The organism is Streptomyces sp. JH14, from assembly GCF_029428675.1.
Classification (GTDB): domain Bacteria; phylum Actinomycetota; class Actinomycetes; order Streptomycetales; family Streptomycetaceae; genus Streptomyces.
The window spans coordinates 833,479-844,682 of sequence record NZ_JAJNEL010000001.1 but is presented as its reverse complement, the minus strand read 5'-3'; the positions used below and the strand labels follow the sequence as shown (position 1 = coordinate 844,682).

Below are 11,204 nucleotides of genomic sequence, written 5' to 3'. Positions count from 1 at the left end.
CACGCGGTGACCCAAGTCAGCCGCCGAACTCCTCCAGGCCCTTCAGCGCCTGGTCCAGCAGCGCCTGACGGCCTTCCAGCTCACGGGCCAGCTTGTCGGCCCGGGCGTTGTTGCCCGCGGCGCGCGCCGTGTCGATCTGCGTACGCAGCTTGTCCACGGCCGCCTGCAGCTGACCGGTGAGACCCGCGGCACGCGCACGCGCCTCAGGGTTCGTCCGGCGCCACTCCGACTCCTCGGCCTCCTGGAGCGCCCGCTCCACCGCCTGCATCCGCCCCTCGACCTTCGGGCGGGCGTCACGCGGCACGTGGCCGATGGCCTCCCAGCGCTCGTTGAGGGCACGGAACGCGGCCCTGGCCGCCTTCAGGTCCGTCACCGGCACCAGCTTCTCGGCCTCGGCCGCGAGCTCTTCCTTCAGCTTGAGGTTCTCGCCCTGCTCCGCGTCCCGCTCGGCGAAGACCTCGCTGCGGGCGGCGAAGAAGATGTCCTGCGCACCGCGGAAGCGGTTCCACAGGTCGTCCTCGGCCTCGCGCTGGGCGCGCCCCGCCGCCTTCCACTCCGTCATCAGATCGCGGTAGCGCGCGGCCGTCGTCCCCCAGTCCGTGGAACCGGAGAGCGACTCGGCCTCGACGACCAGCCTTTCCTTGACCTTGCGGGCGTCCTCCCGCTGGGCGTCCAGCGAGGCGAAGTGGGCCTTGCGCCGCTTGGAGAAGGCCGAGCGTGCGTGCGAGAAGCGGTGCCACAGCTCGTCGTCCGACTTGCGGTCGAGCCGCGGCAGGCCCTTCCACGTGTCGACGAGCGCCCGCAGCCGCTCGCCCGCCGAGCGCCACTGCTCGCTCTGCGCCAGCTCCTCGGCCTCGACGACCAGCGCCTCCTTGGCGTGCTTCGCCTCGTCGGTCTGCTTCGCCTTCTGGACCTTGCGCTCCTCGCGACGGGACTCGACCGTCGCGACCAGCGCGTCCAGGCGCTTGCGCAACGCGTCGAGGTCACCGACGGCGTGATGCTCGTCGACCTGCTGACGCAGATGCCCGATGGCGGTCGTCGCGTCCTTCGCCGACAGGTCGGTGGTCTTCACCCGCCGTTCGAGGAGGCCGATCTCGACCACGATGCCCTCGTACTTGCGCTCGAAGTAGGCCAGAGCCTCCTCGGGAGATCCGGCCTGCCACGATCCGACGACCTGCTCGCCATCGGCTGTACGCACGTACACGGTGCCCGTCTCATCGACGCGGCCCCACGGGTCGCTGCTCACAGCGCCTCCTCCACCTGATGCCTGAGAGGGGGTTCGCCCCCCTGGCATCGTCCACAGTTTCCTGGGGCGGGCTGCGCGCCCGCCCTGCACAACGCCAATCTAGGCGACCGGCCGCCCGGCTGTCCGCACTCAGCGCGGGCGAATTCTCCGGCCCGCGCCCCGGCGGCCGGCCCGGCAACGCCGGACCGGCCGCCGCGGTCGCCTCAGGCCTTGCCGACGGTCGCCTTCGAGATGGTGACGGCCTTCTTCGGAGCACCGTCGGCCGCACCGCCGGTGACACCCGCGGTCCCGACCGCCTTCACGGCCTTCAGCGAGGCGGCGTCCATCGTGCCGAACGGGGTGTAGGTCGGCGGCAGCTTGCTGTCCTTGTACACCAGGAAGAACTGGCTGCCGCCGCTGTGCGGCTGACCGGTGTTGGCCATCGCCACGGTGCCCGCCGGGTACGTGACGGTGCCGTCCGCGCCCGCCTTGCCCAGCGCGGTCAGGTTCTCGTCCGGGATCGTGTAGCCGGGTCCGCCCGTGCCGTCGCCCTTCGGGTCACCGCACTGCAGGACGAAAATGCCCTGCGTGGTGAGCCGGTGACACTTCGTGCCGTCGAAGAAGCCCTTGTCCGCGAGCGACTTGAACGAGTTCGCGGTGTGCGGGGTCTTCGCCGCGTCCATCGTGAACGCTATGGCGCCCTGGCTGGTCTTCAGAGAGAACGTGTACTTCGCCTTCTTGTCGATCTCCATCGCCGGCTCGGGCGCGCTGCTCTCGCTCGCCGAGGGCGACGGGGACGCGGACGGGGCCGCGCTCGCCGCCGCGTCGCTCTTGCCCTTGTCGTCGCCGCTGAGCGAGACGTACGTGGCGGCACCGCCGGCCACCACCACGGCCAGCGCGGACGCGATGACGGCGGTGAGTCGCCTGGTCCTGTGGCGGGCCTCCTCCCGGCGCTGCTGCTGCCGCTCGAACTTCTCCCTGGCGAGCTGCCGCCGCCGCTGATCGCTGCTGACCACCGGGTGATCTCCTTGTACGTCGTGTGATCGGGCCTGGGTTGCCCCGTACCGTATATGGGTTAGCTGTGGAATGAGGAGCGCCGGTAGGCTCTGAACTGCCGCGACCCTCTCGAACGCAGTCCGCGGCATCCCTCCACCGGACGAACATTAAGGACGATCGTGCTCATTGCCGGGTTCCCCGCCGGGGCCTGGGGGACCAATTGCTACGTGGTCGCCCCCGCCGCAGGCGAGGAGTGCGTCATCATCGACCCGGGCCACCAGGCCACCCAGGGAGTCGAGGACGTGCTCAAGAAGCATCGGCTGAAGCCCGTCGCCGTCGTCCTCACCCACGGACACATCGACCATGTCGCCTCGGTCGTGCCGGTGTGCGGCGCGCACGACGTCCCCGCCTGGATCCACCCCGAGGACCGTTACATGATGAGCGACCCGGAGAAGGCCCTCGGCCGCTCCATCGGGATGCCACTCATGGGCGAGCTGACGGTGGGGGAGCCGGACGACCTCAAGGAGCTGAGCGACGGTGCGCAGTTGTCGCTGGCCGGTCTGGAGTTCCGTGTCGCGCATGCGCCCGGCCATACCAAGGGGTCGGTGACGTTCAGGATGCCCGAGGCCGCGGACGTACCGCAGATCCTCTTCTCGGGCGACCTGCTCTTCGCCGGCTCCGTCGGACGTACCGACCTGCCCGGCGGCGACCACGCCGAGCTGCTCGAGTCGCTGGCGCGTGTGTGCCTGCCGCTCGACGACTCGACCGTGGTGCTGTCCGGCCACGGCCCCCAGACGACCATCGGCCGCGAGCGCGCCTCGAACCCGTATCTGCAGGGTGCGGACGCGCCCCGACGAGGAATGTGACGAGAGTTAGAACCGTGAGCACCTTCAAGGCCCCCAAGGGCACGTACGACCTGACCCCGCCCGACTCCGCGAAGTACCTCGCGGTGCGCGAGGCGATCGCCGCACCGCTGAAGAACTCCGGCTACGGCTACATCGAGACGCCCGGCTTCGAGGACGTCGCGCTCTTCTCGCGCGGGGTCGGTGAGTCCACCGACATCGTGAGCAAGGAGATGTACACCCTCACCACCAAGGGCGGCTCCGAACTGGCGCTGCGCCCCGAGGGCACCGCGTCCGTGCTGCGCGCCGCGCTGGAAGCCAACCTGCACAAGCTCGGCAACCTGCCGGTCAAGCTCTGGTACTCCGGCTCGTACTACCGCTACGAGCGCCCGCAGAAGGGCCGCTACCGGCACTTCTCGCAGGTCGGCGCCGAGGCGATCGGTGCCGAGGACCCGGCGCTGGACGCCGAGCTGATCATCCTGGCCGACCAGGCGTACCGCTCCCTGGGCCTGCGGAACTTCCGGATCCTGCTGAACTCGCTGGGTGACAAGGAGTGCCGCCCCGTCTACCGGGACGCGCTCCAGGAGTTCCTGCGCGAGCTCGACCTGGACGACGACACCCGCCGCCGCATCGAGCTCAACCCGCTGCGGGTCCTCGACGACAAGCGCCCCGAGGTCCAGAAGCAGCTGGTGGGCGCACCGGTGCTGCGGGACTACCTGTGCGACGCCTGCAAGGCGTACCACGAGGAGGTCCGCGACCTGCTGACCGCGGAGGGCGTCGTGTACGAGGACGACGAGAAGCTCGTCCGCGGCCTCGACTACTACACCCGCACCACCTTCGAGTTCGTCCACGACGGACTCGGCTCGCAGTCCGCGGTCGGCGGCGGCGGCCGCTACGACGGCCTCTCCGAGATGATCGGCGGCCCGGCACTCCCGTCGGTCGGCTGGGCACTCGGCGTGGACCGCACGGTGCTCGCGCTGGAGGCCGAGGGCATCGAGCTCGAACTGCCCGCGTCCACCAGCGTCTTCGCGGTGCCGCTCGGCGAGGAGGCCCGACGGGTCCTGTTCGCCAAGGTGACGGAGTTGCGCCGGCTGGGCGTCGCCACGGACTTCGCGTTCGGTGGCCGCGGTCTCAAGGGTGCGATGAAGAGCGCCAACCGTTCCGGCGCGCGTTTCACCGTCGTCGCAGGCGAGCGTGATCTTGCCGAGGGCGTGGTCCAGCTCAAGGACATGGAGTCGGGCGAGCAGCAGCCGGTCGCGCTCGACGCGCTGGTCGCCGAGATCCAGCAGAAGCTGGCCTGATCCACCGTCTGCGCCTGTGCCCGCCCGGTCCCGCCGGGCGGGCACCGTGCGTCTCCGTCGCGCGTGTCGTCAACCTCGTGAGCGGTCTTTCATCCCTGCGCATGAACGGGCCGGGAAGGTCTGCCGGGGCCGGGGCGAAGGGTGGCCGCCCGTGGCGCGGCGGATCGTCGTCCGTAACGCCTGCGCAGCCCCGTTCGGCCGGGGCCGGGCCGGGGGTGGAGGACGTGTGGACGCCGCTTCGCCGGTACATCTTTATGTTCATCGAACGGATGACTGATGGGGTGGTGCGGCACAATGACCATGCCCAGCAGGCCACTCAATGATGGAACGGCGATATGACGACTGCAGCGGTTGACCACCCCTCATCCGACCAGGACGAGGTCGGCGGGAAGAGGACCATCGGCGGCGGTCGTGCGTTCGCGCTGCTGCTGGTGATCACCGGCGCCGCCGGCCTCCTCGCCGCCTGGGTCATCACGATCGACAAGTTCAAGCTGCTCGAGGACCCCACCTTCACCCCGGGCTGCAGCCTCAACCCCGTCGTCTCGTGCGGCAACATCATGAAGAGCGCGCAGGCGTCCGTCTTCGGCTTCCCGAACCCGATGCTCGGACTCGCCACCTACTCCGTGGTCATCGGTATCGGCATGGCCCTGCTCGCCGGGGCCCGCTTCCGCAGCTGGTACTGGCTCGGCCTCAACGCGGGCACGCTCTTCGGTGTCGGCTTCTGCACGTGGCTCCAGTACCAGTCGCTGTACAACATCAACTCGCTCTGCCTGTGGTGCTGCCTGGCCTGGGTCGCGACGATCTTCATGTTCTGCTACGTCACCACGCACAACATCAAGCACCGGATCCTGCCCGCGCCGAACTGGCTGCGCAACGGACTGACGGAGTTCCACTGGGTGCCGCCGGTCCTCTGGGTCGGCATCATCGGCATGCTGATCCTGACCCGCTGGTGGGACTTCTGGACCAGCTGACCGCACGGGCCGGGAGCGGGGACCGGCCCGGCGTTGCTGTCAGTGCCGTGACATAGGCTTCAAAACGTGGAGCCCGACCTCTTTACCGCAGCTGCCGAAGACCGCCAGGAGAAGGACCCGTCCAGCAGCCCCCTCGCTGTCCGGATGCGTCCCCGTAGCCTCGACGAGGTCGTCGGTCAGCAGCATCTGCTGAAGCCGGGCTCCCCGCTGCGCCGCCTCGTCGGCGAAGGGAGCGGCGGCCCCGCGGGTCCGTCCTCGGTGATCCTCTGGGGTCCGCCCGGTATCGGCAAGACGACGCTGGCGTACGTGGTCAGCAAGGCCACCAACAAGCGCTTCGTCGAGCTCTCCGCGATCACCGCGGGAGTCAAGGAGGTACGGGCGGTCATCGAGGGCGCCCGCCGTGCCACCGGTGGCTACGGCAAGGAGACCGTCCTCTTCCTCGACGAGATCCACCGCTTCTCCAAGGCCCAGCAGGACTCACTGCTGCCGGCCGTGGAGAACCGCTGGGTGACGCTGATCGCAGCGACGACCGAGAATCCGTACTTCTCGATCATCTCGCCGCTGCTGTCGCGCTCGCTGCTCCTGACCCTCGAATCGCTCACCGACGACGATCTGCGCGCCCTGATGCACCGCGCCCTGACCGACGAGCGCGGTCTCGCCGGTGCGGTCACCCTCCCCGAGGACGCGGAGGCGCATCTGCTGCGCATCGCGGGCGGCGACGCGCGGCGCGCGCTGACGGCGCTGGAGGCCGCGGCCGGCGCGGCCCTCGCCACGCAGGAGAAGGAGATCACCCTCTCCACGGTCGAGGCGACCGTCGACCGGGCGGCCGTGAAGTACGACCGGGACGGCGACCAGCACTACGACGTGGCGAGCGCGCTGATCAAGTCGATCCGCGGCTCCGACGTGGATGCCGCGCTGCACTATCTGGCCCGGATGATCGAGGCGGGGGAGGACCCGCGGTTCATCGCCCGCAGGCTGATGATCTCCGCCAGCGAGGACATCGGTCTCGCCGACCCGACCGCGTTGCCCACGGCGGTCGCCGCCGCGCAGGCCGTCGCCATGATCGGTTTCCCCGAGGCGGCGCTCACCCTCAGCCACGCCACGATCGCGCTGGCGCTCGCCCCCAAGTCCAATGCGGCGACGCTGGCGATCTCCGCGGCCCAGGCGGACGTGCGGGGCGGCCTCGCGGGCCCGGTCCCGGCCCATCTGCGCGACGGCCACTACAAGGGGGCCGCCAAGCTGGGGCATGCCCAGGGCTACGTTTATCCCCACGACGTCCCCGGCGGTATCGCCGCCCAGCAGTACGCCCCGGACGCGGTCCGCGGCAAGCGCTACTACCGGCCCACGCGCTACGGCGCGGAGGCGCGGTACGCGGACGTGGTGGACCGGGTCCGCGACCGGCTCGGCCGCGAGGACCGCGACGGCTCCGACGGCGCGACGGAGCCGTAGGGCTCGCCGGCGTACGTTCAGCGGGCGGCCGCATCGAAGAGAGCGTGCATCGCGTGGCGCAGCTCGGTGAGGTCGCGCACCGGATCGGGGAACTCGAAGCGTGCGTCGAAGCACCTCCCGTCGGCCTCGCAGAAGCGCACCCGCAATCCGTGCCGGTCGAGCGCGACCGGCACGACGGAGGGCCGGTGATCGGCGCAGCCGCCGGCGGTCCGCTCGCCCAGCAGGCCGCTGAGCATCGCCAGCTGTTCGCCGTGCGTCGCGTGCAGATGCTGCAGCAGCTCCGCCTCGTGGGCGACGAGCGGGTCGGCGGCCGCGTCCCGGAACTCCTCCGGCTCGACGTCCTGGGCGCCCCACAGATCGTCGACGTACGCCTCGCCGGTCTCCAGGCGCAGCATCATCCGGCCGGGCCCGGCCATGCCCGGTACGCTGGTGAGCCAGCCGGAGACCCGGCCGCGGCCGCGGATGCGGTGCGGCACGGAGACCGGTGCGACGTCCGTGATCTCCAGCACGGCGGTGAGCTCGTCGTCCTGGGCGTGCGTCGCGGCCCGTACAGCGGGGGAGTCGGCGGGGAATTCGAGGAACACATCCCCCTCGGGACCGACGCTCCGGTCGAGCGGCACCAGCTGGTCGAAACCGGTTGTGGTGAGCCCGGGGACGAGCAGCACCGCCGAACAGGTACTCTGTACGAGAGTTCGTGTGCGCTCGGCTGCTGACGGCATCCGAGTGTTTTCAAGCCCGCTGGGACGCGGCTGACCACGATCTGATCGGTCCTCCGTCGTATCGGCGCCTCCGTTGGCGTCGACGCTGTCAGTGCTGTCCGTGACGTGTGTGGTGTTCCCAGGGCGAGACATGCGATCTCCTTGAGTAAGGTGAGCCTAACCTAACCCACAACGGAGGTCTGGAGAACGTGCCTAATCAGTCGCGTCCCAAGGTCAAGAAGTCTCGTGCGCTCGGCATCGCGCTGACGCCGAAGGCCGTCAAGTACTTCGAGGCCCGCCCCTACCCGCCGGGCGAGCACGGCCGTGGCCGCAAGCAGAACTCGGACTACAAGGTCCGTCTGCTCGAGAAGCAGCGTCTGCGCGCCCAGTACGACATCAGCGAGCGCCAGATGGCGCGCGCCTACGACCGTGCCAAGAAGGCCGAGGGCAAGACGGGCGAGGCGCTCGTCGTCGAGCTCGAGCGCCGTCTCGACGCGCTGGTCCTGCGTTCGGGCATCGCCCGCACGATCTACCAGGCCCGCCAGATGGTCGTCCACGGCCACATCGAGGTCGACGGCCGCAAGGTCGACAAGCCGTCCTTCCGCGTCCGTCCCGACAACGTCGTGACGGTCCGCGAGCGCAGCCGCGACAAGCACCCCTTCCAGGTGGCCCGCGAGGGTGGTTACGCCCCCGACGGCGAGACCCCGCGCTACCTGCAGGTGAACCTGAAGGCCCTGGCCTTCCGCCTTGACCGGGACCCGAACCGCAAGGAAATCCCGGTGATCTGCGACGAGCAGCTCGTCGTCGAGTACTACGCCCGCTGATCCAGGCGTAGCCGCTCTCACCAGCGCTCAGGCCCGCCCCTCCCCGTCGTCGGGGAGGCGGCGGGCTTCCGCGTTCTGCCGTCCCTGCCCGGTACCGGGCCGGGACCGGGCCGCTGCCCCTGCACGACCGGGCGGCCCACCGGCCGGCTCGCCAGCGCCCTGGTCACCGCCGTGTCCGGATCAAGTCGCGCACCCGCCAGCCGCCCCGACTCGTACGGTGCGTCGCCCAGTGCCCGCCGCGCCAGCGCCTCGCACTCGGCCCGGGGCCTTCCGTAGTACGCCGAGCCGAAGAGCGGCAGCCCCACCGACGGCCAGATGCGCTCGGCGGCCCCTTGCAGCACCGCCGCTTCCGCCGCATCCCCCTCGATCACCGTGACCAGGGCCAGCAGCTCCATCGTGAGCACGGAGCCGAGCAGGTCGTGGAAGGCGTGACCGATCGCCAAGGACTCCCTGAGCAGTTCCCGGGCACCGTCCGGCCGCCCCTGCTGCAGCTCCGCGTACGCCAGCACATAGAGCGCGTACGAGAGCGCCCAACGCTCTCCGCGGTCCTCGCAGACCTCCCTGACCTCCTCGCAGATCGCCGCCGCGGCCGCCAGGTCCCCGCGGAACCCGACCGCCATCGCCAGTTCGATCTGGGCCATCAGCACATTGCTGTTCAGCTCGCCCAGATCGCGGTAGCGGTCCAGCGCGTCCTGCAGCAGCTCCTCCGCGCGGACCATGTCGTCCGTGACGAGGGCCAGACAGCCCGTGCGGTGCACCGCGTACGCCTGGGCCGCCCGGTCGCCGGTCCGGTCCGCCTCCTCCCGGCACTCCTGCAGCGCGGAGATCGCCCCGATCGGGTCCCCCTGCAGCACCGCCACGTACCCGAGCACCCACAGCGCCTTGAGCCGGGAGGGCTCGTACGGCGTCTCCTCCTCCAGGACGTGGTTCAGCCAGTGCCGCCCCTCCGAGAGGCGCCCGCAGCCGACCCACAGGAACCAGAGGGTGCCCGCGAGGTACTGCGCGAGATGGGCCTCTTCCGGGCTGTCCAGCGAACACTCCATCGCCCGGCGGAGATTGGGCAGTTCGCACTCCGCCCGGGCCGCCACCTCGCCCTGCCGCGGGCTGAACCAGTCGAGCTCGCACCAGGTGGCGAGCCCCAGGTACCAGTCACGGTGCCGGCGCCGCAGCCGGTCCGTGTCGCCGATGGCCGCCAGCCAGTCGGCGCCGTACTCGCGCACCGTGTCCAGCATCCGGTAGCGGGTGCCCACGGCCGAGTCCTCGCGCAGGACCACGGACTGCGCCAGCAGCCCGGTCAGCACATCGAGCACCGACTCGGCCGGCAACTCGGGCCCGCTGCAGACGTACTCGACGGCCTCCAGGTCGAACTGCCCGGCGAAGACCGACAGCCGGGCCCACAGCAGACGCTGCTCCGGGGCGCACAGCTCATGGCTCCAGCCGATGGCCGTACGGAGTGTCTGATGACGCGCCAGCGCACTGCGGCTGCTGCCGGTCAGCAGCCGGAAGCGGTCGTCCAGGCGCTGCACCACCTGCTCCGTGGACAGGGCGCGCAGCCGTCCGGCGGCCAGCTCCAGCGCGAGCGGGATCCCGTCCAGCCGGCGGCACAGCTCCCGCGCCGGTCCGCGGTTCTCCTCGGTCAGCCGGAAATCCGGCCGCACCGCCACGGCCCGCTCCGCGAACAGCGCCATCGCGTCCTCGTCGGCCATCGGCGCGAGCGGGTAGGTGAGCTCGCCGTCCAGATCAAGGGGCAGCCGTCCGGCGGCCAGTACCCGCAGCCGCGGCGCCCGGCGCAGCAGCGCGCACACCAACTCGGCGCAGGCGTCGACGAGATGCTCGAAACCGTCCAGTACCAGAAGGAGCTGGCGCTCGGTGAGATGTTCGAGGAGCGTCGCGCGGGGCGGGCGGCTGGTGTGGTCCGTGAGTCCCAGCGCGTCGATCATGGAGTGTTCCAGCAGACCCGGGTCCTGGACGGTGGACAGCTCCACCAGCCAGACCCCGTCGCAGTACCGTTTCTCCAGAAGTGCTGCAGCCCGGGTGGCACACCGGGTCTTTCCGACGCCGCCCACCCCGACCACGGTGACCAGCCTCGACTCCGCCAGCAGCCGGCCCAGATCGGCCAGCTCCTCGTCGCGCCCCACGAATCTGTTCAGTTCCGCCGGGAGATTGCCGCGGGCCGTGGTGCCGGAGCCCGGATGGTGAGGGGAGTCGTCCGCGGAATCCTCCGGGGAGTCGCCGGTGGAGGGGCAGGGGCGCTGGGAGCGTCGCATGAAACACGCAGAGTACTGGCCCGAAAGCTCTCCGTACAATCTCCTTTGTGCAACTCCCGCCCCGCTCACCGGTAATGCGGTAGGGGGCGTGCCCCCTGGCGCGATAGGGTCGGGAGACGACGATTCGACAATCTTTCGACAGCTGGGGAGCGGTGCAACGTGTCCGGTGGAGAGGTGGCCGGGATCCTGGTGGCCGTCTTCTGGGCGATCCTGGTGTCGTTCCTCGCCGTCGTACTGGTGAGGCTGGCCCAGACGCTCAGGGCGACCACCAAGCTCGTGGCGGACGTGACCGAGCAGGCCGTTCCGCTGCTCGCCGACGCCTCCGCGACCGTGCGCTCCGCGCAGACCCAGCTCGACAAGGTCGACGCGATCGCGGCGGATGTCCAGGAGGTCACCTCCAACGCCTCGGCGCTCTCCACCACGGTCGCATCGGCCTTCGGCGGACCGCTCGTCAAGGTCGCCGCATTCGGATACGGAGTGCGGCAGGCCATCGGCCGCCGGACCGCTCCGGAAGCCGAACCGGCCCGCCGGGCGCCCCGTCGCACGGTGATCGTCGGCCGCACGGTGCCGTCCGCGCGAGCCAAGAAGCAGGGCGGCAGAAGCTCCCGCGGATCTAAGGACTGACGCAGCG

Annotated in this window: 10 protein-coding genes; 6 read left to right on the top strand and 4 right to left on the bottom strand. The window is 70.5% G+C overall.

The features are described 5' to 3' along the window. Positions 1 to 16 precede the first annotated feature (16 nt). Complete coding sequence (locus LRD69_RS03790; RefSeq protein ID WP_277325121.1) at positions 17 to 1,246, bottom strand: DUF349 domain-containing protein; 1,230 nt, start codon at positions 1,244 to 1,246, stop codon at positions 17 to 19. Between the two features lie 203 nt (positions 1,247 to 1,449). Continuing rightward, positions 1,450 to 2,241 (bottom strand): peptidylprolyl isomerase, encoded by a 792-nt coding sequence (locus tag LRD69_RS03785; protein WP_277325120.1) that lies wholly within the window; start codon positions 2,239 to 2,241, stop codon positions 1,450 to 1,452. A gap of 159 nt (positions 2,242 to 2,400) precedes the next feature. Between LRD69_RS03785 and LRD69_RS03780 the strand changes: the two genes are divergently transcribed. The 4 genes from LRD69_RS03780 (at position 2,401) to LRD69_RS03765 (ending at position 6,784) form a co-directional block, all read left to right on the top strand. Then, positions 2,401 to 3,087: an MBL fold metallo-hydrolase gene (locus LRD69_RS03780; protein WP_277325119.1), complete on the top strand. Its 687-nt coding sequence runs from the start codon at positions 2,401 to 2,403 to the stop codon at positions 3,085 to 3,087. A 14-nt stretch (positions 3,088 to 3,101) separates the two neighbouring features. After that, positions 3,102 to 4,364 carry a histidine--tRNA ligase gene (gene hisS, locus LRD69_RS03775; RefSeq protein ID WP_277325118.1) on the top strand — a complete coding sequence of 421 codons (1,263 nt, stop codon included), beginning with the start codon at positions 3,102 to 3,104 and terminating at the stop codon, positions 4,362 to 4,364. A gap of 335 nt (positions 4,365 to 4,699) precedes the next feature. Further along, the gene (locus LRD69_RS03770; protein ID WP_277325117.1) at positions 4,700 to 5,335 is read left to right on the top strand and encodes a vitamin K epoxide reductase family protein; all 636 of its coding nucleotides are present in this window, start codon (positions 4,700 to 4,702) and stop codon (positions 5,333 to 5,335) included. 66 nt (positions 5,336 to 5,401) lie between these two features. Then, positions 5,402 to 6,784, top strand: coding sequence for a replication-associated recombination protein A (locus LRD69_RS03765; protein WP_277325116.1), 1,383 nt, complete (start codon positions 5,402 to 5,404; stop codon positions 6,782 to 6,784). A 17-nt stretch (positions 6,785 to 6,801) separates the two neighbouring features. Here LRD69_RS03765 and LRD69_RS03760 read toward each other — a convergent pair whose 3' ends face one another. Next, the gene (locus tag LRD69_RS03760) at positions 6,802 to 7,503 is read right to left on the bottom strand and encodes a DUF2470 domain-containing protein (RefSeq protein ID WP_277325115.1); all 702 of its coding nucleotides are present in this window, start codon (positions 7,501 to 7,503) and stop codon (positions 6,802 to 6,804) included. A 188-nt stretch (positions 7,504 to 7,691) separates the two neighbouring features. On the opposite strand from LRD69_RS03760, the gene rpsD reads away from it, so the two are divergent. After that, positions 7,692 to 8,306 carry a 30S ribosomal protein S4 gene (gene rpsD / locus LRD69_RS03755; RefSeq protein ID WP_277325114.1) on the top strand — a complete coding sequence of 205 codons (615 nt, stop codon included), beginning with the start codon at positions 7,692 to 7,694 and terminating at the stop codon, positions 8,304 to 8,306. A gap of 17 nt (positions 8,307 to 8,323) precedes the next feature. On the opposite strand, the gene LRD69_RS03750 is transcribed toward rpsD, so the two are convergent. Further along, complete coding sequence (locus LRD69_RS03750; protein ID WP_277325113.1) at positions 8,324 to 10,573, bottom strand: AAA family ATPase; 2,250 nt, start codon at positions 10,571 to 10,573, stop codon at positions 8,324 to 8,326. 174 nt (positions 10,574 to 10,747) lie between these two features. Between LRD69_RS03750 and LRD69_RS03745 the strand changes: the two genes are divergently transcribed. Next, the gene (locus LRD69_RS03745) at positions 10,748 to 11,197 is read left to right on the top strand and encodes a DUF948 domain-containing protein (protein ID WP_277329613.1); all 450 of its coding nucleotides are present in this window, start codon (positions 10,748 to 10,750) and stop codon (positions 11,195 to 11,197) included. Positions 11,198 to 11,204 lie beyond the last annotated feature (7 nt).

What these genes read in the sequence shown, in the direction of transcription:
- LRD69_RS03750 (WP_277325113.1), bottom strand. Translation starts at nt 10,573, where the DNA reads ATGCGACGCTCCCAGCGCCCCTGCCCCTCCACCGGCGACTCCCCGGAG.
- LRD69_RS03770 (WP_277325117.1), top strand. Translation starts at nt 4,700, where the DNA reads ATGACGACTGCAGCGGTTGACCACCCCTCATCCGACCAGGACGAGGTC.
- LRD69_RS03760 (WP_277325115.1), bottom strand. Translation starts at nt 7,503, where the DNA reads ATGCCGTCAGCAGCCGAGCGCACACGAACTCTCGTACAGAGTACCTGT.